The sequence below is a fragment of the Natronomonas salinimetallica genome, from assembly GCF_013839515.1.
In the GTDB taxonomy this organism is placed as follows: domain Archaea; phylum Halobacteriota; class Halobacteria; order Halobacteriales; family Haloarculaceae; genus Natronomonas.
The window spans coordinates 160,600-183,999 of the sequence record NZ_JACDNQ010000002.1 but is presented as its reverse complement, the minus strand read 5'-3'; the positions used below and the strand labels follow the sequence as shown (position 1 = coordinate 183,999).

Annotated in this window: 21 protein-coding genes, 1 tRNA gene and 1 pseudogene; 9 read left to right on the top strand and 14 right to left on the bottom strand. The window is 64.9% G+C overall.

Annotated features, from left to right (window positions below):
- Positions 1–184: 184 nt before the first annotated feature.
- Together HZR14_RS14320 and HZR14_RS02225 are read right to left on the bottom strand one after the other, a co-directional pair.
- Positions 185–310 (bottom strand): hypothetical protein, encoded by a 126-nt coding sequence (locus HZR14_RS14320; RefSeq protein WP_255479144.1) that lies wholly within the window; start codon positions 308–310, stop codon positions 185–187.
- Between the two features lie 313 nt (positions 311–623).
- Positions 624–1,025 (bottom strand): hypothetical protein, encoded by a 402-nt coding sequence (locus tag HZR14_RS02225; RefSeq protein WP_181691238.1) that lies wholly within the window; start codon positions 1,023–1,025, stop codon positions 624–626.
- Between the two features lie 76 nt (positions 1,026–1,101).
- Here HZR14_RS02225 and HZR14_RS02220 point away from each other — a divergent pair, with 76 nt between their 5' ends.
- Both HZR14_RS02220 and HZR14_RS02215 read left to right on the top strand, forming a co-directional pair.
- Positions 1,102–1,284, top strand: coding sequence for a hypothetical protein (locus HZR14_RS02220; RefSeq protein WP_181691237.1), 183 nt, complete (start codon positions 1,102–1,104; stop codon positions 1,282–1,284).
- Positions 1,285–1,412: 128 nt separating this feature from the next.
- Entirely contained in the window at positions 1,413–1,574 is a 162-nt protein-coding gene (locus HZR14_RS02215; RefSeq protein ID WP_181691236.1) for a hypothetical protein, read from the top strand.
- Between the two features lie 45 nt (positions 1,575–1,619).
- Here HZR14_RS02215 and HZR14_RS02210 read toward each other — a convergent pair whose 3' ends face one another.
- The 3 genes from HZR14_RS02210 to dph5 form a co-directional block, all read right to left on the bottom strand.
- Positions 1,620–2,297, bottom strand: coding sequence for a DUF7124 domain-containing protein (locus HZR14_RS02210; RefSeq protein WP_181691295.1), 678 nt, complete (start codon positions 2,295–2,297; stop codon positions 1,620–1,622).
- Entirely contained in the window at positions 2,290–4,110 is a 1,821-nt protein-coding gene (locus tag HZR14_RS02205) for an aldehyde ferredoxin oxidoreductase family protein (protein ID WP_181691235.1), read from the bottom strand. The genes HZR14_RS02210 and HZR14_RS02205 overlap by 8 nt, the downstream gene beginning before the upstream one ends.
- A 615-nt stretch (positions 4,111–4,725) precedes the next feature.
- Positions 4,726–5,526, bottom strand: a complete 801-nt coding sequence (gene dph5 / locus HZR14_RS02200; RefSeq protein WP_181691234.1) for a diphthine synthase — start codon at positions 5,524–5,526, stop codon at positions 4,726–4,728.
- 144 nt (positions 5,527–5,670) lie between these two features.
- Here dph5 and HZR14_RS02195 point away from each other — a divergent pair, with 144 nt between their 5' ends.
- The 4 genes and pseudogenes from HZR14_RS02195 (at position 5,671) to HZR14_RS02180 (ending at position 9,187) form a co-directional block, all read left to right on the top strand.
- Complete coding sequence (locus HZR14_RS02195) at positions 5,671–6,726, top strand: class I SAM-dependent methyltransferase (protein ID WP_181691233.1); 1,056 nt, start codon at positions 5,671–5,673, stop codon at positions 6,724–6,726.
- Positions 6,727–6,789: 63 nt separating this feature from the next.
- Positions 6,790–6,862 (top strand) — tRNA-Thr (locus HZR14_RS02190).
- A 276-nt stretch (positions 6,863–7,138) separates the two neighbouring features.
- Positions 7,139–8,516 (top strand): annotated as a pseudogene (locus tag HZR14_RS02185) (RNA-guided endonuclease InsQ/TnpB family protein).
- A gap of 179 nt (positions 8,517–8,695) precedes the next feature.
- Complete coding sequence (locus HZR14_RS02180) at positions 8,696–9,187, top strand: hypothetical protein (protein WP_181691232.1); 492 nt, start codon at positions 8,696–8,698, stop codon at positions 9,185–9,187.
- A gap of 92 nt (positions 9,188–9,279) precedes the next feature.
- On the opposite strand, the gene HZR14_RS02175 is transcribed toward HZR14_RS02180, so the two are convergent.
- Positions 9,280–9,480 carry a ribbon-helix-helix protein, CopG family gene (locus HZR14_RS02175; protein ID WP_181691231.1) on the bottom strand — a complete coding sequence of 67 codons (201 nt, stop codon included), beginning with the start codon at positions 9,478–9,480 and terminating at the stop codon, positions 9,280–9,282.
- Positions 9,481–9,778: 298 nt separating this feature from the next.
- Between HZR14_RS02175 and HZR14_RS02170 the strand changes: the two genes are divergently transcribed.
- Complete coding sequence (locus tag HZR14_RS02170; protein WP_181691230.1) at positions 9,779–11,149, top strand: Eco57I restriction-modification methylase domain-containing protein; 1,371 nt, start codon at positions 9,779–9,781, stop codon at positions 11,147–11,149.
- A 70-nt stretch (positions 11,150–11,219) separates the two neighbouring features.
- Here the strand turns inward: HZR14_RS02170 and HZR14_RS02165 are convergent, their stop codons facing one another.
- Together HZR14_RS02165 and purN are read right to left on the bottom strand one after the other, a co-directional pair.
- Positions 11,220–12,494, bottom strand: coding sequence for an eIF2B alpha/beta/delta subunit family protein (locus HZR14_RS02165; protein WP_181691229.1), 1,275 nt, complete (start codon positions 12,492–12,494; stop codon positions 11,220–11,222).
- Positions 12,495–12,505: 11 nt separating this feature from the next.
- Positions 12,506–14,077 carry a phosphoribosylglycinamide formyltransferase gene (gene purN, locus HZR14_RS02160; protein ID WP_181691228.1) on the bottom strand — a complete coding sequence of 524 codons (1,572 nt, stop codon included), beginning with the start codon at positions 14,075–14,077 and terminating at the stop codon, positions 12,506–12,508.
- 367 nt (positions 14,078–14,444) lie between these two features.
- Between purN and purB the strand changes: the two genes are divergently transcribed.
- Together purB and HZR14_RS02150 are read left to right on the top strand one after the other, a co-directional pair.
- Positions 14,445–15,842, top strand: coding sequence for an adenylosuccinate lyase (gene purB, locus HZR14_RS02155; RefSeq protein ID WP_181691227.1), 1,398 nt, complete (start codon positions 14,445–14,447; stop codon positions 15,840–15,842).
- A 68-nt stretch (positions 15,843–15,910) separates the two neighbouring features.
- Positions 15,911–17,170, top strand: a complete 1,260-nt coding sequence (locus HZR14_RS02150; RefSeq protein WP_181691226.1) for an MgtC/SapB family protein — start codon at positions 15,911–15,913, stop codon at positions 17,168–17,170.
- 28 nt (positions 17,171–17,198) lie between these two features.
- Here the strand turns inward: HZR14_RS02150 and deoC are convergent, their stop codons facing one another.
- The 6 genes from deoC to HZR14_RS02120 form a co-directional block, all read right to left on the bottom strand.
- The gene (gene deoC / locus HZR14_RS02145; protein WP_181691225.1) at positions 17,199–17,870 is read right to left on the bottom strand and encodes a deoxyribose-phosphate aldolase; all 672 of its coding nucleotides are present in this window, start codon (positions 17,868–17,870) and stop codon (positions 17,199–17,201) included.
- Between the two features lie 23 nt (positions 17,871–17,893).
- Positions 17,894–19,138, bottom strand: a complete 1,245-nt coding sequence (gene lysA / locus HZR14_RS02140) for a diaminopimelate decarboxylase (RefSeq protein ID WP_181691224.1) — start codon at positions 19,136–19,138, stop codon at positions 17,894–17,896.
- A gap of 80 nt (positions 19,139–19,218) precedes the next feature.
- Positions 19,219–21,021, bottom strand: coding sequence for a methyl-accepting chemotaxis protein (locus HZR14_RS02135; protein ID WP_181691223.1), 1,803 nt, complete (start codon positions 21,019–21,021; stop codon positions 19,219–19,221).
- Between the two features lie 125 nt (positions 21,022–21,146).
- Positions 21,147–21,764, bottom strand: a complete 618-nt coding sequence (locus tag HZR14_RS02130; protein ID WP_181691222.1) for a class I SAM-dependent methyltransferase — start codon at positions 21,762–21,764, stop codon at positions 21,147–21,149.
- 153 nt (positions 21,765–21,917) lie between these two features.
- Entirely contained in the window at positions 21,918–22,928 is a 1,011-nt protein-coding gene (locus HZR14_RS02125; RefSeq protein WP_181691221.1) for a sodium:calcium antiporter, read from the bottom strand.
- Position 22,929: 1 nt separating this feature from the next.
- The gene (locus tag HZR14_RS02120; protein WP_181691220.1) at positions 22,930–23,370 is read right to left on the bottom strand and encodes an NYN domain-containing protein; all 441 of its coding nucleotides are present in this window, start codon (positions 23,368–23,370) and stop codon (positions 22,930–22,932) included.
- Positions 23,371–23,400: the final 30 nt, after the last annotated feature.

Genomic DNA, 23,400 nt, shown 5'->3' with positions numbered 1-23,400 from the left:
TCTCTCGGTCGTGCGCCGCCCGACGCCTCGCTTCATTTGCAAGAATTCCGGACGGTGTATTTTTATCGTGAGCGCCGCGAACGGCGAAACCGCAAACCAAGAGCAACGCGACCCGCGAACGACCCTCCGGGGTGCGGAACGATGTGCAGAACGCTCCGGGGTGCGGAACGATGTGCAGAACGAGCTAGTTCGATACGCGCTGGCAGGCCTTGTCGAGGCCGTCCTCGCAGAGTTGCTCCAGCGTGTAACACGCCCGGTCGTTACCGTTCGAACACTCCTCGTACAGTAGTTCCATGTTGTCTTCCTTCATGATTGTTACTTCGTATCATGGCACATGAACACAGGGATACTTATATTTTTGGATTGGGCTATAGCATAAGAGCATCCGGGGACGTATACCACGAAGAGCCGTGATCACGGTACTTCCCGGATTACGCTCTCTACGGATACGGACGATACCCATGAAGTGTCTGCAAAGCGCGTTTGTCGAGGGAACCTCGACAGGCTGTCAGACGCAGTCTGACAACGTCATCGAAACGGGAAGCTCAAGGGTCATACCGAAGACGGAGTCCTCCGTGATGACGAGAGACAGCGTCTCTCGAACCACTTGCCCCCGAGGCGGTTCACGCCGTCAGCAGCTCGGCCCCCTCTTCGGATAACTCCACGGTGACGTCCTGCCGTGTCTGTTCTTGGATCTGGTCGATGTTGCGCGTGAGAACCTCGAGGATGTCATTCGGTTCCGGGTACACCAACATGTTCCCGTCTTCGTCTTCCATCACCAACTGCGTGTCCGAGAGAGTCACCTGGTTGTTCTCGATGCTGGCGACGATGGCTGGCAGGGCCTCCGCTCCCCCGGGATCGCCCTCCTCAACTCTGGTGATGTAGACGGAGTCGAGGCCGATCAGGTCCTTGTACTCGCGGACCTGCTCGGCGCAGTTGACCATATCCCTCGTCACTTCGGTCTTGCGTTGGTTCCCGTGTTCCCCTTCGTAGCAGTGTTTACACACCCGCAGCTCGATTCGCATGCGACGATGTATCAGTGTGGGATCTAAAACGATTGCGCCGATAACGTTTTTATACAAACGGAATATGTGTTAACGTATGGCTGGGACACTGAACATCGTGTACGCGGTCATCGTCGCTCTAGTCGCCATCGTCGGATACGCTTACGTGCTGACACAGTCCGACGACGGCACCAATCAAGAGACGCGGTGGAGCGACTGGGGGGCGATCGCGGCGGTCACGTTGTTCGTGGTGGCGCTCGTGTGGGCGACTATAGTCTAGTTCGTCCCACCGTCCGCATCAGTTTCGCCTGCGTGTAGCCCAGCCTCGATTTCACGACAGCCTGTGTTATAGTAATTACACATCGATTGCACTGCCGCCGAGCGATCGAGTGCGCGTTGTCTCCAGAGATGGCTCTCGGTGTCCTCAAGCAGTACAATCAGGCCGCGGTACTGCCCGTCCCCGCAGAACTGTGGGTGCTGGGCGCCGGCGCCTACGCCATCGACAACCGCATCGGCGCAGACAAGCCCTCGGCGGCCCGCGATGGGATCGGCGACGCGGCTGCCGACTAGACGGTTTCCGCGTGGTCGAGTTGTCGGTGACCCGATGCCGTTCGGCTATCCTTCTTCGAGTTCCCAGTCGGCCTTCTCGGCGGCTTTTTCCAGCGGTACGAACTCCCAGCCGGCTTCCTCGGCGATCCACTCGTCGCCGGAGGTGCCGACGACGGCCAGTCGATCGGCGTAGAACATCGATGTCTTGCCGATATCGGCGAGCCGTTCGGCGGGGCCGGTCCCCGTCCCGTTGAAGAAGTCGGCATCGATGCCGTGTTCACGCTGGAACTTGGTGATCACCGGCGCGCTCACGTCACCGACGATACCGACCCAGTCGGCCCACTCGCGGGCCGAGACGACAACCAGTTGTGGGTCGGCCAGCTCGGTGACGGCGTTGTAGGACAAGGCCAACGTCATGTCGTCGACGCCGCCGCCGTGGGGGCCTTCGGCCATCGGCTCGGCGTCGTCAGGGGCGTTGCTGACGGTCGCGCCAGCGCCCGAGCCACCGCTTTCGGTCGGCACACCCGCGGGCTTGTCCTCGTTCTCCCGGGGGACGCGCGGAACGGGCCCCTCCTCGCCGGTCGTGTCGGTATTGGTCCCGCTCCCGGCGCCCGCCGCCGTCATCGGCACCTCGGGGTCGGCGTCGGGAGCCCCATCGTTGCGCCACACCCAGTCACCGTGGTTGGTCTCCGGCTCGTCGGCATCGTCGGTGTCGATATCGTCGAGGTCGATCTTGTCAGTCATCGTCATTGGATTCGGTTCGCGGGGCGATTTTAGGAGTGTTTCCGACCGGCGTTTCGGGGTCGACGGCCGTTTCGAGGTCGAGCCGTTCGAGCGTCTCGCGGGTCGGCTGGCCCTCGCGGTTCCAACCGCGGGCCGCGTAGTAGGCATCCAGCAGGAGTTCGAACCCCTCGGGATCGATGCGGTCGCCCGCCGCCGGGCCGTCGGGGATCGGATCACTGAAGGCTGCGGGCAGTTCGTCGCCCGCCCGGTCGAAGCCCTCGCGGGCGTTGAACAGGCGTACGAGCGTCCAGACGCGCTCGCCGATCCGCCGGAGGTCAACGGAGTCGTAGTCGTATCCGAGCGCGTCGAACCACTCGGCGCCGAAATCATCCCACAGCGGCTCGCCGGCGAAGTCGTCGGCGACGAAACTCCACAGCGCCGAGCGGGTGTTTTGAGCGACGGTGACCGCGGCGACCCGTTCGCCGGCGTCGGCGTCCTCGGCGAAGGCTTCCCACTCGATGGGACGAGCCCGCCGGTGGCAGCCCCCCCGGTCGCTCGTCGCATAGGCCAGCGCCATCCCGACGGCCGCCCGGGGGTCATAGGCGGGCAGTTCCATCGACTTGACCGTCGGGATGCCGCCGTCGGTATCGTACTCGCTCGCAGCGGCATCGACGCCCTGCGCGAGCGTCTTGGCGACACCAGCCTCGCAGGGGCCATCGCTGCCGGTCGCGATGGCCTCAATGAGGCTCCGGGCGCCGTCGGCGTCGCCGAAGGCCAACTCACAGTCGATACGACCGGCCTCGACGGCCCGAATCGCCCACGCGACGGCGTTTCCGGCTGAGATAACGTCGATGCCGAGGCGGTCACAGAGGCCGCCTAACTCCGCGACGGCGTCGAACTCATCCAAGCCGAGGCCCGCCCCGAGGGTCATCGGCGTCGCGCCGCGGGGTACCGACGTGCCTTCGTCGGTCTCGATTTCGAAGCCACCCGGCACCTCCCGATCGGGGTATTCCCGGCCGACGGCGGCGTCTTCGGCGGCCTCGATACCGATGTCGTCCGCGGCTTCGAACCGGTCGCGCTGCCAGCCCTCGGTGGCGAGGGCGCCGACCTCGTTGGCGAAGTCGATGCTTTCGAGCGTCTCGCTGGCGGCCTGCCACCGCCCTGTGTCGCCCTCGGCGTACTCCCGCTCGTAGCGTGCCCGGAGGTCGGCGAGTTCGGGCAGCGTCTCGGGGGCGTCGTCCCCGGCGACGACGGCCTTGAGCCGTTTCGCGCCCATGACCGCGCCCGCGCCGCCACGGCCGGCGTGATGGTTGCCTGCGTCGGAAGCGATAGTCGCGTACGCGACGCCGCGCTCGCCGGCAGGACCGATGCAGGCCACACCGGAATCGGGGTACGCCTCGGCGGTCCCAACCGTGTCTTCGCCCCACGTCTCGGCGGGTTCGATGCGGCCGTCGCCGTCCTCGAGGACGATACGAATCGGCTCGTCGGCTTCGCCCCTTACGAGCAACGCGAGACAGTCGTCCAGTGACCCGACAAGTCGGCCCGCGAAGGCGCCGCCGGCGTACGAATCCAGGAAGCCGCCAGTGAGCGGCGATTTCGTCACTGCGGCGTAGCGGGTTTCTCCCGGTAGGTACCCCGAAAGGGGGCCGATACAGAAGGCCAGCAGGTTCTCGGGGCCGAGCGGATCGGTGCCCGCGTCGAGTTCCTCGTAGAGATAGCGTGCGCCGAGGCCCTTTCCACCGAGAAAGCGGCGACGCCACCGCTCGGGGATGCGCTCGCGGCTGATAGTCCCTGCCGAAAGATCCGCTCGCAGGACGTACTCGCGTCCAGCCATTCTTCGACCAGTTTGTGCCTAGGTAACAAAAGGGTAGCGGCGGTTGTCGTGGACGGCAGACGCCCGGTTACATCCGGTTTTAAGCGTGATGCGGCGTCATTCCTCCGAGCGTCTACGACCAGTTGGCCCGCTTACTCGCCAGCGAAACCTCTTCACCCTGGATTTATGCAAACAGCACGTCGAGAGTCGTATATGCCAGAGCTGACGTTCCGAGGTCTGGATATTGGGCTTGTCGAACCGGGCGATAATTTGGTGGCGAAGATATAGTGAACATCGCAACTATGTACACATCGATCGCACTGCCGCCGTGCGATCGAGTGTGTATTGTCTTCCGATCTCTACTATAGCGACGGAAAAGCGTCTGACTGCCCTTGTTTTCGGACACCAAGCCAGACGAAACTGACGCCGTCACGTCCTCTAATTCAAGATCAGTCATCTTTATCGGTTGTTTCACAGAGTGTCGGATTCAACCCCGAGGTCAAGCCTCGGGGCATTCTCCTCGCACTTCTGTAAATACCGGGCGACGGACAAAAAGCGCGTTCTGAGGGGACGACGGGGCGGACACGTCCGAAGGGAACGGCGGGGCCGGCTCCGCCCGTTGGTGTACCTGTGGCATCAGACGGGGTCCGGGAGGGCGTCCCCCGGCGCGCCGGCGAGTTCCGCGAGAGCGTCGCGCTCGATGACGTGGAGGTCCCCCGGAACGACGAGCAGGTGAAGCGGCTCCCCGAACGTCCGGTCGGCGAGTGCCGAGAGCCGGTCGGCTGCCACGAGCGGGTCGGGTCCGCCGGCACGAGCGACGACGACGCCGACGGCATCGAGAGGCTCCGCAAGCCGTCCGGCGGCGTGGTCGGCGGTCATGTACTCCTCGTGGTCCGGATCCGGCCCGGACGGACCGATCCCGACTTTGATATCGAGGTACACGAGCGTGTGGAGACCCCGGTCACGGTTGTCCGCGATCGTCTCTACGACGCTCGCAGGGACGTCGTCCCCGCCGTGGGCGTACGGGAACGGCAGCGTCGTCGCCTTGCCGAAGCGGTAGTTCTGGAGGCCCGTCAGGGAGGCCGCGGCTGCCTCGGCGGTCGTCCCGTGGACGATCCGGGTTTCGATCCCGCGGTCGGCCGCCCGCAGCCGCAGATCGACGTGGGTCGTCGAGATCATCGTATCACCGGCGGTGAGAAAGACCACGTCCCCGGACTCGGCGGCCCCGAGAATCGGCTCGGGATCCCCTTCGACGTCGGGGCGGTCTCTAAGTTCGATATCGACGCCGTGGTACGCCTCGAGGTCCGCGACGGTCGCGCCCGCGAGCTTGCTGGTATAGAACTCCGCGAAGACCCGGTCGGCGTCGGCGATCGCCGTCCGTCCCTCGACCGTGATCGAGCGCTCGTCGTAGAGCCCGAGTCCGACGAAAGTAAGCATATCTCGATTCCACCCCGCCGGGGCAAAAGCCCCGCGTTTCGCGCCGACGCACCCGCGCTCCCGCGGGGACCGGAGCGAGCCGCGCTTTGCGAGCCGCCACCCTCGAACGGTAGACTTACCGCCCGCGCTCGCCGAGCGTTCGGTATGTCGGTTCTCTGTGTTCGGACCGCCCGCGAGAACGGCGAGGCGGTCCGCCAGTCCCTCGCCGAGGCGGACGCCATCTCCGAGGAGTACGAGATCGAGGTCGTCGACGACGATATATATATCCCGCTCGACCCATCGATCGACCCGGCGGCCATCGGTTCGGAGCCTGATGCCATCGGTTCGGAGCCTGATGCCATCGGTTCGGACATAGCGGCGATCGACCCCGACGCCGAGGTGGTCGACCGAGAGCCCCCGCGCCGCGACTCACAGACGCTGCCGAAGGACCGCCTCGGGTTCGAACCCTCCTACGAGCGCCTGGGAGACATCGTCATCGTCGACGAGGACGACGAGGGTCGCGCCCAACGGATCGCCGATGCGATCCTCGAGTCGGATTTACGCGCCGAGACCGTCCTCAACCGTGCCTCGCCGATCGAGGGAGAACTCCGGGTCAGACGGTGGGACGTACTGGGCGGGGACGGCACCGAGACGGTCCATCGCGAGTACGGCTGTGCGTTCGAACTCGACATCACCGAGGTGTACTTTTCGCCCCGGTTGGCGACCGAACGCCACCGGGTCGTAAGCCGCGTCGAGTCGGGCGAGCGGTTCTTCGATATGTTCGCCGGCGTCGGTCCCTTCGTCATCCCGGCAGCGAAACGCGGTGCCGAGTGCGTCGGCGTCGACCTGAACGAGACGGCGATCGAGTACCTCCGGCGGAACGCCGAACGGAACGGCGTCTCCGATCGGGTGAGCGCCATCCACGCCGACGTCCGCGACGTCTCCGGCTACGACGGCTGGGCGGACCGGATCGTGATGAACCTCCCCCACAGCGCCGACGCGTTCCTCGATACTGCGGTCGAGCTCGCGAGCGAGGAGTGTCTGCTCCACTACTACGACATCCAACACGAATCCGACCCGTTCGGCCCCGGTGAGCGGGCGATCCGCGAGGCCGCCGAACCGGCCTACGCCGTCGACGTCGAGGCCCGCCGCGAGGTGCGCTCGTACGCCCCACAGGAACTGAACGTCTGTCTCGACGTCCGGCTCTCGCGGGACGGATGACCCGAGGGCGGCCGGCCGAGTTCGCAACCCTTATTTGCCGTATGCCCCCAGTATCGAATGCGCGCCGGGGTAGCTCAGCTGGCAGAGCGAATCCTTCGTAAGGATTAGGTCGAGGGTTCAAATCCCTCCTCCGGCTTGAGGCGTACAGCCGGATTCCCCACATTCTCGCTATTCCGTGGGTACACACCCATCACGTGCGAGTCTGTCGTCCGGTCGGTGCTATTATTATCGGTCTGTTTGTCGGCTTTCTGTATGGTCCAGTATCCGAAACCCAATAGTGAGGAATTACCAGAATTGAGGCGAGAATGCCCCTTCCTCAACGAGCGACCACCGGGAGCGAGTAGGGAGGGGATGAATCGTCGCACGCCAGTACAAACAATTACATAGACATATCCCTAATCAAGAGATAGCGATGGAGTACAGTCACCGCTACCACGCCTCCCCGACACAAGAGGTAGCGGCTGACCTGAAACGCCATATCGACATTCATCGCCAAGCGTACAACTACACACTGTACGAGTACGAGAACGTGGACGCCGACGACATCGGCTCCGCGTACAAACACCACTACCGACTCCCCGACTGGAAAGACGAGTTCCCTGTGTTCTCGGAAGTCAACTCCAAGGCTCTGCAACGGACCGTCACCCGGTTCTACCAGAACCTTTCAAACCTGAAAGCCCAGAAAGACAACGGGAACACGGTCGGGAAACTCAACTGGAAGTCACCCCGAGAGTTCCAGAGTATGACGTTTTCACAGTCCGGTCATCAGACTACGTCTGATGGGCAATCAGAAATCGGAGATTTCTGATGACGGTTTCGAACTCAAAAACACGAGTGGCCGGCATGCGACGTTGGTACTCTCCAAGATCGGCGACCTGAAGATACGCTATCACCGCGAGCTCCCCGCCGACGCTGACATCAAAGAAGTCACGATCAAAGAGGAGACAACCGGCGAGTGGTTCGTCTCCTTCGGTCTCGAAACAGACGAGGCTGACTTGCCCGAGAAACCTGACGTGGACTCGCTGGACGCGAGCAACAGCGTCGGGATCGACCTCGGCATCCTGAACTACATCCACACCTCTGACGGGATTGCCGTGGATTGGCTCGAGCTGGAAGACGAGTACGAGCGTCTTCAGCGCGAACAACGCAAACTCTCGCGGAAGGAAGAAGGGTCGAACAACTACGAGAAGCAACGCCGAGCGGTAGCGAAAGTCAAGCGCCACATTCGGCGGAAGGTACTGGACTATCAGCACAAGATCACGACGTGGCTCGTCACAGAGTACGATGCCGTGTTCGTTGAGGACTTGAACGTGACGGGGATGCTTCAGGGCGACGGGAACGCCCGAAACAAGCAGGACGCGGCGTGGCGACAGTTCATCACGCTCCTCGAATACAAGGCCGACATGTACGGCTGTCACGTCGTTCAAGTAGAAGCTGCGGGGACGACGAAAGAGTGTGCTCGGTGTGGCGTGGAGACGGCGAAGCCTATCTGGGTTCGGGAACACTCCTGTCCGTCGTGTGGATTCGAGACGGATAGAGATGCGAATGCAGCGATGAATGTCTTGCAACGCGGGTTTGCTGAGTTAGGGCTGGGATGGCCCGAATCAACGCCTGTGGAGACTGTGACCGCTACGGACGCCGATGACTTTCGAGAGGTGTCTGCAAGTCACGTCGTCGAAACAGGAAGCCCCATCTGCTCACGGGCGCGAAGCGCCCGTTCGCATGGTCAGCGGGACCGAAGGTCCCGCACTACCCTCAGGAAACGAACGGCCTCAGCCGTGAGCGAGTAGGGTGGGGTAGTTCACCTGGTCTGTATGGAGAACTGGACGAACTTCTCGATGAGGCCGAGACCGCGCTTCGGCGACACTTCCTCGTCGAGACCGACGAATGCGGACACGAGCGCGTCGTCTTCGGCGAAGCGACTACGTCCGATTTTCTCGATGCGTTGTGGGCGGACTCACACTCTCTGATGCCGCTCTTTCAGAAAATCACTGGCCTCCCCGACCGGGAGTTCGAACGGTTGTACGGCGAGAAGAACATCGGGAGCCTCCGTGACCGGAAAACCGATTTCAGAGACGAAGAACCGGCCGTCAAATTCGCAAATGCCCTTGTTGAGCTTCTCCCTCGGGACCTCACACTCGAAACCGTGCTGTTCGCCTTCGTGAAGTTGTGGGAGAACGACCAACGGAGACACGAACGGGCGAAGTACGAGGGGTACGTCCGCGAGTATCTCGAGGAGCACGGCTATCCGAACTTCAAGGGCAACACGCTTCCGGGCGAACCGGACTTTGTCGTTCCGACCGAGGAACCGTATGAGGTGGTCGGCGAGGTGCGGGTCATCCAACAGCGCGACCAGCAGAAGCGATTCAAAGAGTTCGGGTCTGAGGCGCGAGCCGCCGCCGAGAACTTCCCCGACGCGAAGTTCGTGGCCGTGGCTAACGTCACACAGAGCGTGTCATAGAACTCTTCACATGCTATAGTCAGTACGATTACTATTATAGCGTATTACTGATTTAGATATACGTGCACTAGGTGCACGACGTTTAGAAACAGTTAGAGAGTGCCTTTTCGTTTCCGAATAATGATTTCTCGAACCCGTTCAACGTGGTTTGTCTCGGATTGAACGAATGCTGTGAGGATGGCCTCGACGATCTCGGAGCGGCTGACTCCGAAATCGTCACACTCACCGACCAGTTCATCCACTTCTCGGACGATTTCCTCGTCAACAGCGACTCCGAACTTCTCTTTCGTCATAGCTACGACAAGCTAAGAACAGCGTGCACCAAGTGCACGGCGATTTCAACTCGTCAAAGCTAATTCAGCAAACCATGAGAACTCTTCTATGACACGCTCTCACACAGTTTAATCTACGAGAACGACGCGAAGCACTACGCGAGGAGGTTCACAAGGCGAGCGCGGCGAACATTCACGCGGTGGTGTTTCAGGACGAACTGGACCGGCTCGTCGACCACCTCAACGAGTGGGGCGTCACCCGCGAGTGAAACTCGAGACTCAAATAACTTTAAATAACTCGAGGCCCCTAACAGAGGGTATGAAGGGTCACGTCCCGACGCCGCCCGCACTTGCTGACCGAATTGTCGAGAAGTTATTTGACGGTAGGCCGCCGTCCGAAGGCGACCGGATTCTCTTTCCCGGTGTCGGAACCGGCCCGTTCGTCGCCGCCGTTCAGCGATACTGCGAAACGCGAGGGCTTCCCGTTCCCGACGGCGTCGGGATGGACACCGACCCCGAACTGCTGTCCGAAGCCCGTGAGACCCACGCCGACGCTGGTGTCGACCTCCTCGAACGTGATTTCCTCGGCGACCTCTCCGACCTCGGCGAGTTCCGTTACATCGTCGGGAACCCGCCATATGTCCCCATCGAGGGACTGAGCGAGGAGGAAAAGACTCAATACAAGGAACGGTTCGAGACAGCGACCGGGCGGTTCGACCTGTTCATCCTGTTCATCGAACAGTCTTTGAGCGTGCTCGCCGACGGTGGCCGACTGACGTTCATCACGCCGGAGAAGTTCGAATACACCGAGACAGCGGCCCCGCTCCGGCGTCTCCTCGGGCAGAACTACCACGTTGGAGGGATACATCACATCGAGGAGAACGCCTTCGACGGCTTCACGACGTACCCAGCCATCACGACGGTCGACGCCACCGAACCGGGCGAGACACGAGTGCGCCGACGCGATGGAAGTGAGGAAACCGTCACGCTGCGTGCCGACGGGAGTAGTTGGGCGAGCACTATCCGTGGTGGCGATACACTGACCGTCTCGGGGAACCGAACGCTGGGCGACGTGTGTCAGCGCGTCAGTTGTGGCGTCGCCACGGGAGCGGACAGCGTGTTCGTACAGGACGCCGACGGAGTCCCCGAACAGCTCTCCGATTGGACGTACCCGACGACCTCGGGGAAACAGCTCCGTATCAACGACGGCCCCGACAGCGACGAGGTGTTCATCTGTCCGTACCGTGAGGACGGTCGACTCCCTCCCGAAGACGACATCGGGGCGTTCGGTGACTGGGCGAGTTTCCGCCGCGACCGCCTCGAAGACCGTTCGTGTGTCGAGAAGGACAAACGCCCGTGGTATGGCTGGCACGAGAACCCGCCGATGGAGGACATATTACAATCGAAGATTCTGTGTCAGGACGTCACCGACGACCCGACGTTCTGGCTGGACGAGACCGGCGAAGTCGTGCCACGCCACAGCGTCTACTACATCATTCCCGACGACCCGGACGACCTCCACGCACTCCATGCGTATCTGAACAGCCCGGACGCCCACGCATGGTTCGAAGCCAACTGCCAGCGGGCGGCCAACGGCTACCTGCGGTTACAATCGCGGGTGATGAGAAAACTTCCCGTCCCCGACCACGTGGCGGGAAAGGCGTATCAGGCCACGCTCACCGACCAGTAGCGCGGCGATAGAGCCGAAAGCCTTGCGTCCCAGCGCGGGACGGAACCCAAGCCTGCCCCGCCGTCGCCCGCTACGAACCCGACTCCGACGGCCCCCGCCGCCACCCGGCCAGCGCCGCGTGCGTATCGGCCACCTCGGCCACCTCGGCCGGTTCGAGCCGGCCGTCCTCGGTGAGAATGCCGGTGACGTACGCCGGCGGAGTGGCGTCGAACGTCGGGGCGTGAACGTCGATCGCCCGATCGCCGGCGTAGACCGCTTCGGCCGGCCCCGACTCGAGCGTCGGCGTCCGGTCGGGACTGATCTTGTCTCGGGCCGTGACGACGTACACCGGGATCCCCGCCTCGCAGGCGGTGATGGCCGCCCCGCGCGAGCCGACCTTGTTTATAAGCGTGCCGTCGCCCAATACCGTGTCCGCGCCGAGCACCACGGCGTCGACGGGCTCGGTCGCGAGGACGTGAGCGATGGCCGCGTCGACGCAGACCGAGACGTCGACGCCCGCCTCGGTGAGGCGCTCTGCGACCCCGATCCCCTCGCGATCGGGGCGGGACTCGGCGACGATCACGCGCTCCGGCGCGTCTTTCAATACGGGCAACACCGTCCCTGACCGCGAAAGGGTGAGCACCGTCGTCCCGTCGAGGATCGCCCCCGCCGCCCCGGCGGCCCGCCGATCGGCCTCGAGGGCGGCGTCGATCTCTTCGGTCGCGATCGACGCGACCGTCGCCGCGGTTCGGTCGCCCGCCGCCCGCGAGGCGATCCGGTCGATGCGGGTCCGCAGGGCCGCCATGCTCGGTCGCGCCGCGAGGACGTCCTCTGCGACGTCGGTCAGTTCGGCCCACGCGGCCTCGGTCCCGACGCCCTCGGCCCAAAGCGCTCCCGCGGCGTCCCGGACGACCTCCATCGCCCGGATCGAAATGTAACCGGAGCCGTGCTCGGTGTCGGCCGCCAGCGTCGCCGCCGTCGGCCGGACGCGGTCGTACGCCCGCCACAGCCCCGGAACCGTCTCTTTTCTGTGGATCTCGGTTGCCGGCACCCACTCGGATTCCATCGCGCCGTCGGGGCGGCCGACGTTCCGCGACGGACAGTCGAACAGCGCCGGACGGACCGTGAGTTTCGTCCCGCGAGCGCGGATTGCGAACGGGTCGCCGGCACGAACCGGGATCGCGTTCTCGGGGAGGTCAGCGCTCGGGTCGGCCGGGGTAACGACTCCAGCCCACTGGTCTTCGAAGGCCGCGAGCGGTCCGCGATACCGGATCAGCAGGATCTCCGCGTCGTGTCGCAAAAAGACGACGGTGATCGACTGCGTGTCAGTTCCGTCGGACGGTGGTGTATCGGCTCTCTCGGCCATCCCCGGACGGCTCAGTGTTGGAACGCCCGCTGGCCGGTGAACGTCATCGCGATGTCGTGTTCGTTCGCGGCGGCGATGACGTCCTCGTCGTTGACCGAACCGCCGGGCTGGACGACCGCCTCGATGCCGGCCTCGGCGGCGACCTCGATCCCGTCCGGGAACGGGAAGAACGCGTCCGAGGCCATCACGGCCCCCTCGGCGTCTTTCCCCTCGGCGTGTTCGTCGGCTTTCATCGTCGCCAGACGGACGGCGTCGACGCGGGAGACCTGTCCCATCCCGACGCCGACCGTCTCGGTCCCGTCGGCGAGGAGGATCGCGTTGGATTTGACGTGTTTGATGGTCCGCCAGGCGAAACACATCGTTTCGAGTTGTGCGTCGGTCGGTTCACGATCGGTGACCGTTTCGAGGTCCGCGGGGGTGATCGACTGGCGGTCGCGCTCCTGTAGCAGTCGGCCGCCGACGAGGTCGCTTTCGGTCATGGGTTCGGAGCCGTCGTCGAGGTCGCCGACGTCCAACACCCGGAGGTTGTCCTTCTCGAAGAGCGAATCGAGGGCGGCGTCGGTGTAGCCGGGGGCGACGACGACCTCCTTGAACGAATCGGTGATCGCCTCGGCGGTCGCGGCGTCGCACTCGCGGTTCAACGCGACGATACCGCCGAAGGAGCTCATCGGGTCCGTCGAGAGGGCGTCCCCGTAGGCCGCAGCGAGCGAGTCGGCGCTCGCACAGCCCGCGGGATTGGTGTGTTTGATCACGGCTGCGGCCGGTTCGTCGAACTCCGTTATGAGGCGAAGCGCGCCGTCGGCGTCGTTGTAGTTGTTATACGACAGCGCCTTCGCACCGTCGTTCAGTTGCTCGGCCCCGACGATGCTGGCCGCCTCGCAGGTCCCATCGACGTATACCGCGGCGTCCTGGTGGGGGTTCTCGCCGTATCTGAGCTCACGACCACGGTCGTCGCAGGCGATCCGACGGGCGGGAAACGCGCCGCCGTCGTCGCCCTCGACCGACACGGTTCCGTCCTCGACGGTGACGCGTCCCTCGGCGAACCACTTGACCGCCCGGGGGTAGGCGCTGAACTCCGCCTCGTAGAGGACGCGGTGTTTGAGGTTATCGGCGTCGTCGCCGTCGTAGACCGGGACGGGCTCTTGGGTGACGATCGGACCGCCATCGACGGTCTCGTCGACGACGTGGACCGTACAGCCGGTGACGGAGACACCGGCTTCGAGCACCTGTTCGTGGGCATCCATTCCGGGGAACGCGGGCAAAAGTGCCGGGTGGACGTTGAGCGTCCGTGGCGTCGCATCGAGGAACGTCTCCGTGAGGATCCGCATATACCCGTCGAGACAGACGAGATCGACGTCGTACCCGTCGAGGCACTCGACGATCCGGCGTTCGTGTGCCTCGCGCGACTCGTCCGTCCCGCGCGTGAGGACTTCGGTCGGGATGCCACGCTCCGTCGCCTCCTCGATGACTGGTGCGCCCTCCTCGTTCGAGAGGACGACGGCGAACTCCGCACCGCCCGGCGCGGTGTCGGCCATATGCAGCAGGTTCCGGCCACGGTTCGAGGCCATACCGGCGAGTTTCATACCCGAAACGGACTGCGCCGAACGCAAAGTAGTTGCGATTGTCGCCACGGTATAATGCAATAACGTGCATACGTTTCGGTTCGCGTGGCCGGTGATAGCGATATATATGCATCACTCCCGGCCCCAATCAGGAACACACGTTGGGACGTCCGTTATTATAGTAGGGATCGGAAGACAAGACACACTCGACCGCACGGCGGCGGTGCGATCGATGTGTACATAGTTGCGATGTCTACTATAGGAAACGCGACGGCGGCTTTCCCGCTCCGCCCGGGGTCGGCCGGTCGAGGGCAGCCGGTCGGGGTCGTCGGCCTCGTCTCTGGCAGCGACCGACATCCTTTTTCAGCGCCTCACCGGAGCCACACGTATGACACGGGGGCCGCTCTACGCCGTCTCGCCGCTCGACGGTCGCTATGCACGCTATACGGAACCGCTCACCGACTACGCCAGCGAAGCCGCACTCGTGCGGGCACGAATCGAAGTCGAAGTCGAGTACCTGATCGCCCTGGCTGACCTCGACGCGACGCCCCTGGCGCTCTCCAAGGAGACCCGCTCGGAGCTTCGGGAGCTGTACGAATCGTTCGACGCCGACGACGCCGGCGTCGTCAAACAGCTCGAAACCAGTGGGTACGAGGGCTATACGGCGACGAACCACGACGTCAAGGCGGTCGAATACTTCATCCGGATGCACCTGCCGGACGAGGACGTCCAGGGTCCGTGGGTCCACTTCGGGCTGACGAGCGAGGACGTCAACAACCTCGCCCACCGGCTGCTTCTCGCCCCGGCCGTCACGGAGGTACTCGTCCCCGCGATCAGAGAGCTCCGTGACGCCCTCGCCGACGACGCGAGGCGACACCGCGACGTGCCGATGCTGGCGCGCACGCACGGCCAGCCCGCGACGCCGACGACCTACGGCAAGGAACTCGCAGTCTACGCCGCCCGCCTCGGTCGCGCGCTCGGCCGCCTCGAGGCCGTGACGGCGGATCTCTCCGGCAAACTCGCCGGCGCGTCCGGAACCTACGCCGCCCATCGCGCCGCCTATCCCGACGTGGACTGGCGCGAGTTCTCTCGGGCGTTCGTCGAGTCGCTCGGCCTCGAACACACCGCGCTCTCGACGCAGGTCAACCCCTGTGACGACCTCGCGGCGGTCTTTGACGCCCTCCGTGGCGTCAACAACGTCCTTCGGGACCTCGACCTCGACGTGTGGCTCTACGTCTCGGATCGCTACCTCGGCCAGGAGGCCGCGGCGGGCGAGACCGGCTCCTCGACGATGCCTCACAAGGTGAATCCGATCGACTTCGAGAACAGCGAGGGGAACCTGACGAAGGCCAACTCGGATCTGACTTTCCTCGCCGACTACGTCACAACGTCCAGACTCCAGCGTGACCTCTCGGATTCGACGGTCAAACGGAACGTCGGAGCGGCGCTTTCGCACTGTCTCATCGGCTACCGGAAGGCGGCCGCCGGCCTTGCGAAGGTGACGCCGAACGAGACGGTCATGCGTGAGGAACTCGAGGCCACCCCCGAGGTGATCGGCGAGGCCGTCCAGACGATCCTCCGTCGGGAGGGCGACACCGACGCCTACGAGCGTATCAAGGAACTCACACGCGGTCGACGCGCGACGCTGTCGGACTTCCGGACCCTCTTCGACGAACTCGACGTCGACGAGTCCGTCCGCGAGGAACTGCACGCCCTGACGCCCGCGGGCTACGTCGGCTTCGGCGACGAGTTGGTCGACGAACTCGGGTCGCCGCGCGATCGGTAGGCGATACCGGCGGCTCCGAACCGGGGCTTTTCCGAGGCTTGACAAGAGGGGCGGACGAACCGCCGAACATGATCGATCCCGACGCCGTCTCGCTCTCGGTTTCGGTGTTCCGGATCGCGATCGCGTTCGGGATCGGTGCCCTCATTGGGCTCGAGCGAGAACAGAGCGATTCGGCGGGGCTCTTCGCCGGGAGCCGTACGTTTCCGCTTTTCGCACTCTACGGTGCGCTCGTGCAGGCGTTCTTTCCGGCGATGCTCCCGATCGCGTTGATCTCCGTCACGATCCCGCTGACGGTCGCCTACGCCGGCAGGATCCGGGCGGAGGGCGATATCGGGCTCACGACGCTCGTGACCGCGTTGTTGACCGTCGTGTTGGGAGCGTTGGCGACCCACTCGGAGCGCGGGGCCATCCTCGCGGTCGTCGTCGCCGGTGCGGTCACGGTGTTGCTCTCGGCGAAGGGCGTCATCCATCGGTTCGCCGACCGGATCGACGAACGCGAACGGCACGCGTCGATGAAGTTCATCCTCGTCGTGCTGGTCGTCCTCCCGTTGGTGCCCGACCGCGAACTCGATGCGCTCTTCGGGATCAACCCCCGGTACGTCTGGCTCATGGTCGTGTTCGTCTCCGGGTTGAGTTTCGTCGCGTACGTCCTCGGGCGGGTCATCGGCGTCCAACGGGGGATCGCGGTGACCGGCGTGTTGGGCGGGTTCGTCTCCTCGACCGCGACGGCCGTCTCGATGGCCGAGCGAACGACGGAAGAACACACCCTCTACCGTATCTGTGCGTTCTCGACGATCGTCGCCTCGATCGTAATGTTCCCCAGGGCTCTCATCGAGGTCACCGTCGTCAACCCGGATCTACTCCCGTACGTCGTCGTTCCGCTCGGCGCGATGACCGGGTTCGGGGCGGTCGTGGCCGTCGTCGTCTACTGGCGTTCGAGGACCGAGACGGAGTTCCACGCCGACACCGAAATCAAAAACCCATTCCGGTTGCGGCCGGCGCTGTTTTTCGGGGCCGTCTTCGCGGTAGTGCTCTCGATCTCGGAGTTCGCACACGTGCAGTTGGGCGATTCGGGAATCTACGCGATCGCGTTCGTCTCCGGACTCGCCGACGTGGATGCGATCACGCTCACGCTGAGTACGCTCGCGGCCGACGGGACCGTCCCCCCGGAGGTCGCGGCGACGGGCATCGTGATCGGGGCCGTCGCGAACACCCTCGTGAAAGCCGGACTCGCGTGGCTGCTCGGAACGCGACAGCTCGGCCGCACGGTGACGGCCGTCCTGGGGGCCGTCTCCGTCGTCGGGATCCTCTTCGTCGTGCTCGTGTGAGCCGGACTACGACAGTCCGTGTGAGCGGCTATCGTGTCGACTCGTAGATCTCGACGCCCGAAGAGGCCCCGATCCGGGTCGCCCCAGCCCGCACCATCTCGAGGACCGCCTCGAAGGTGGCGATCCCGCCGGACGCTTTGATCTCCGTATCGGTGCCGATCCCGTCCGCTATCGCCTCGACCTCCGCGCGGTCCGTCGGTCCCTCGTAGCCGACTGCCGTCTTGACGAAGTCCGCACCCCCCTCCTCGACGAGTCCGGCGGCACGCCGTATCTCCGGAGGCGACAGCGTCGGCGACTCGATGATACACTTCAGCGTCTTATCGCCGACCGCCTCGGCCACCGTTTCGACGTCCTCGACGACCGCCTCGTGGTCGTCGTTCGCGAACGCCGTTCGGTTCATCACCATGTCGAGTTCGTCGACGTGTTCGAGCAGTTCCTCGACCTCGTCCCGTTTCGCCGTCGAGTTCTGTATCCCGTACGGAAAGCCGATGACGGCCGCGACGTTCGCCCGATCGTCGAGCATTCGGTCCGCGAGTTCGGCGTGGTACGGGACCACGACGGCCGAGCAGAACCCATAGTCGTCGACCTCCTGGCACAGTTCGCGGATCTCGGCTTCGGTTGCGGTCGGATCGACGTTGGTATGATCGATGATCGAGACGACGTCGGATGGATCGTCCAGCAGGGAGCCTTCGAGCGACATACCGTACGTTCGTCGTCGCCGAGTTAAATATATCCGGGCGCTTCGTCCTCCAGTCGCATCAGATCGTCGAAGGTCTCACGCCGTCGGGTCACGCGCTCGTCGCCACCCTCGATGGCGACCTCCGCTGGTTTGGGCTGGGAGTGAAACTGGCTTGCGAGGTTGATCCCGTATGCACCGACGTTGCCGATCGCGAGCACGTCGTCGGCCTCGGGTCGGGGAATCGGCCGATCGGTACAGAACACGTCGGCGCTGGTACACAACGGGCCGCCAACGCTGGATTCGACCGGATCGCGATCGCCGCCGGTCACGTTCCGGATGTGGTGATAGGAGTCGAACATCGCCGGGCGGATCAACGAGGTGAGCCCGGCATCGACACCGACGACACGCGTCTTCGGGGTCCGTTTGATAGTGTTGGCCCGCGTGAGGAGGGCACCGGCGTCGGCGACGAGATAGCGACCGGGTTCGAGCGCGATCGTCGCGTCTACGTCCGCGGTCACCTCCCGAACCATCCCGGCCGCGGCCTCGATGTCCAGCGGCGGTTCCTCGGGTCGGTAGGGGACGCCGAAGCCGCCGCCCAAATCGAGGAACTCGAGATCGCCGACCCGTTCGGCCATGTCGGCGACCTTCCGGAGGGCACGCCGGTGGTCGTCGAGATCAGCCGAGAGGACGCCGCTTCCGACGTGGGCGTGGAGTCCGACGAACTCGAAGCGCTCGCGGGCCGACTCGACGAGGCCGGGGACGTCCTCGTAGGGGATCCCGAACTTCGCGTCCTTGCCGGTCGCGACCTTCTCGTGGTGGCCGGTACCGATCCCGGGGTTGACCCGCAGCGAGAGGCGGCCGTCGAACCCGCGGGCCTCGAGCCGATCGAGCGTCATCGCCGCGCCCGCGGTGATCGTCAACTCGGGGGTGTCCTCCCAGAGATCGACGGCGTAGTCGAGGTCGCCGTCCGGTGGGTTGACCGCGGTGTATTGGAGGTCCTCGGGGGCGACGCCGGCCGCCAACGCACGGTGGAGCTCCCCGGCGGCGGCACACTCGATGTCCGCCCCGGCGTCGTAGAGCGTCCGGACGACCGCCCGGCCGGTATTGGCTTTGACGGCGTACATGAGGTGGGCGAAATCGAACGCCGACTCGAAACGTGCGAAGTTCTCGCGGATCCGATCGAGGTCGGTGACGTACAGCGGCGTGTCGTACTCGGCGGCGAGCCGTTCGAGGCGGTCACCGTCCCAGTCGGCGAGCCGCTTGACGGCCGTCGTATCGGGGGAACTCATTAAAAATACAGCCGGGACGGCAGATAACAAGGGTTCCGCTTCCGGACGTGTCGGGAGGTCGCGTCCGAACGCGTCGCCGTTCAGTCGGCCGCCCCGGGCGAAGGCGACTTCGTCCCGCCGTTCGTGTCGGGGGTCCCCGCCTCATCGGCTCCCTCCTCGTCGACCTCGACTCCCTCCTCATCGGCCTCGACTCCCTCCTCATCGACCTCGACTCCCTCCTCATCGACCTCGACTCCCTCCTCATCGACCTCGAACGCCGCCAGCGCGGCCGAGAGCCGGTCGGCCTGTTCGGCCAGCGACGTGACGGATTTGGCGGCCCCCTGTAACCGCTCCGCACCCTCGGCCGTTTCCGTCGCGACTGCATCGGCGCGGTCGGCGGTCGCGTCGCCGATCTCGACGAGTTCGTCTACCCTCGCGGAGACGTCGGTCGCGACCTGTGCCTGTTGGTCCGTCGCCGAACTGATCTCGGTGGCGCTCTCTTCGACGCTCGCGGTGTCCTCGGCGATCGCCGAAAACTCCTCGGTCGCGGCGTCGACGGTGTCGACCGCCTCGTCGATCCGCGCCGTCAGTTCCTCGACGTCGGCGGCGACGTCGTGGCTCTCCTCGTCGATGTCGCCGATGATAGCCTCGATGTCGCCGGCCGATTCGTGGGTCTCCTCGGCCAGCGATTTCACCTCCTCGGCGACGACCTCGAAGCCGGCCGTCTCGGTGTCGGCACGGGCGGCCTCGATCGACGCGTTCAGCGCGAGTAGGTTGGTTCGGCTCGCGACCTCGTCGATGAACGAGACGATCTCGCGGATCGACTCGGTCCGCTCAACGAGCCGGGAGACTGCCTCGTCGGTTTCGGTCGCGATCTCGGCCGCCGCGTGGAGAGTCGTTCTCGCCTCCTCGGCCGCGGTCACGCCGTCGCCGGCGCTCGAGGCGGTCCGGGTGGCGATCTCCGAGAGTTCGTTCGAGGCCGCGGCGATCTCTTCGACCGTCGCCGACAGCGTTTCTGCGTCCCCCGCGAGCGAGCCGAGTGTCTCCGATTGCCGTGCCGCATCGTCGGCGATCCCCTCGACACGTTCGGCGTTCGTCTCGCTCGTCTCGCTCACCGCCGACAGCTCTCCGCGCGCCGTTGCGCTCGCCTCGGCGACGTCGGCCGCGAACGGCTTCGCCCGGCCGATCGCCGCCTCGAAGGCGTCCAACTGGTCGTTGTAGGAATCGACGACGCCCTCGAAGCGGCCGTCGATTTCGCCCTCTGGCAGCCGAACCGTCAGATCGCCGTCGCCGGCCTCGGCGCTCGCGGACTCGAACTCCTCGATCAGCCGGGTCAGCCGGGCCGACCGGGCTTCGAGGTCGGCGATCGCCGTCGAGAGGTTCTCCGCCATCCGGTCGAGGGAGTCACCGAACGCGCCCGGGACCGACTCCTCGAGGACAGGGTCGTCGAACGACTCGCTCGCCAGGGCGTCGGCCTGCCGGCCGGTCACCCGGAGCGTCTCGTGCATCCGCTCGAACGACCCCGAAAGCGAGCCGACCTCGTCGTTCTGGCGGATCGTCGGCGAATCGACGTCGAGGTCGCCCTCGGCGACCGTCTCCACGCTCGATTCGAGCGCCTGGAGCGGGCGGATCAGGTCCTCGCGGACGATCAACGCCGTGTTGAAGAAGGCGGCGGTAGCCAACACGAGCAGCCCGCCGGCGATGACGAGTCCCGTCGTCCCCTCCGAGACGACGACGACCGTCACGAGTGCGAGTCCGGCACCGAACTGTAACCCGACGGCGACCATCGTCTTCCACCAGAGCGATCCGTTGATCCCGAGAAACGCCATTGTCCCCCAGAGCAGCCGCTTGTAGGCGGTCCCGATCCGGCGTCGAGCGCCGTGGTCCGATGTAGTGCTGTCCATACTGGGGGTTTCTCGGTGGCGTTCTAAACAGGTGGGTCGAGTTCACTCGATGAAACCGACGGAAGCGAACGCACGGGCCGACGTCCGAAGGGAACCGGAGACCGGCATACGGGGTGTTCGAGGGCCTATATCTGTCGGAACACCCGTATCGTGTCCCTGGCCGTCGGCTCGCGTATCAGCTCTGCGAGGCCGAGACCGGTGAAGACGGCCTTCCAGTCGCGGTGATAGAGCGGGAACTCGTCGTCGACGTAGCTCACCGCCGCGTCCCCCCGGCCACGGTCGGGGCTGTTCCCCTCGTTCTCGGCCGTGATGAGCAGGTCGTCGGTGACGCGGGCCAGCGATTCGAACACCCACGTATCGTCCGGGTGAACGTGCTGGAGTGTCTCGACCGAGTAGACGACGTCGAACTCGCCGTCCGGGACGTCCGGGATGACGTCCTCGAGAGCGCCGACGTGGAACGTGCCCGTCTCGGCGAGACGAGGGTAGTGATCGTCCATCACCTCGAAGGCAGTCCCGTTGATGTCGATGCCAGTGAGGTTTTCGTATCCGTGTTCGAGGAGATGTGCGAGATGCCGGCCCGAACCACATCCCACTTCGAGGACCGTGGCGTCCCCGCCCACGTAGTGAGAGAGGACAGCCGCGAGCGTCTCGCTCACCTCGTTCGGGCCGATACGGGCGTAGTACGCCGGCGAGTACTTCCCGGCCCGTTCGGCCCAGTCCCGGCGGACGTCGTCCGGCTCCATACATACCCGAAGCGCACTCCAGAAGTAAAAGCGCGGGTATTCTCCTTGCTCGTTATCAGCGGACAAGGCGAATACCCCGAGGTCGTACGGAAATCGGAGATTTCCGTGATGACGAGACGCTCCGCGTCTCGAACCACTTGCCCTCGAGGCGATTCACAACACGCTCACGACGCCGACGCTTTCGAGCAGCAGCCATCCCACGAAGACGAAATAGAGGATGAGCATCGATGACGCCTCCCGGTCGGTTATTTCCATGTCCGTCCGGGCGAACGCAAAGAGGATCACGGTCGCGACGACCAGAAACGCCATCATGGGAACCGCGTCGGCAAACGACACCGGTGTCGCCCCGGCGAGGACGATGCCGGCAGGCACCGCAACGAGCAGATCGAAGACGTTGCTCCCGAGGACGTTGCCGAGCGAGACGGCCGGTTCGTCGATGCGCGCGGCGGCGACGCTTATCAACGCGTCCGGGAGACTCGTCGCCGCCGCGACGACGGTCATTCCCCACAGGAACGAGGGCGTCCCGAAGACGTCGCCCAGCCCGATAGCGGCGAAGAGAAGCCCCTCGACACCGGCGATAATGAGTGCGATTCCGCCGATGAGCAGCCCCCACTCGATGAGTAACGGCCGCCGCGACAGCGAGACCGGTTCGATGCCGGCGTCGCTCACGTCCAGATACTGGATGAAGACGTACAGCGCATAGAGGATCAAAAGCGACAGCGCGAGGGGGCGGGTGACGTTCCCCTGGAGCCCCGGTCCCTCGACGGGGTAGTAGATGACCGCGAGCGCGAACACGAGGAACAACGCGGCGACCGAGAGCATGTAGAACTGCGCTTCTTTATATACGACGTCCCGCCCGGTATCGAGCGTCCCGTCCGAGAGAAGCGCCGATAGCGCCGGGATGACGAGGATGTTGAACACGGCGGAGCCGACGATGACGCCGACGCCGAGTTCGAACTCGCCGTACCGGATGGTGGCGATGACCGTACTTGCGATCTCGGGGGCCGAGGAGCCGACCGCCGCGAGGATCGCCCCCTGAATCAGCCTCGGCAGTCCGTAGTGTCGGCCCAACCGCCCGGAGGACCGCTCGAGCGCCGAGGAGCCGGCCCAGACGACGGCCGTCCCGACGAGGCCGATACCCACGAGCGATGCGATCCCGGCCATCTCACTCCAGGGTGATCTCGTGGTGGGCGGCGTTTCGGAGCGCGTCCGACCGACCGTGTGTCCCGGGGGCGACGGCGACGGTCCGGAGGCCGCGCTTGGCGGCCGTCTCGAGGACGGGCTTGAAATCGGTGTCCCGGGAGACGACGATCACGGTGTCGATCTGCCCGTCGACCGTCGCTTCGACGGCCTCGACAGCGAGTTTCACGTCCACGTCACCGCTTGTCGTCACGACCCCGAACCCGCGGGCCTCGGCCGCCTGGATCAGCGCGCTGCCGGCGTTCGCGTCGACGTAGACGCGGGAGAGCGCGACGGTCCCCTCCCCGCGCGCCAGCGCCCGAAGCTCGTCGAGGTCGACGTCGAACTCGGGGCGGAAGACGTTCGGACCGTCGACGAAGATCCCGACCCGCGTTTCGCGGCCGAGAAGCCGCTCGAACAGTTTCATACGCCGTCTCGGGGGCCCCTCGACAAATAT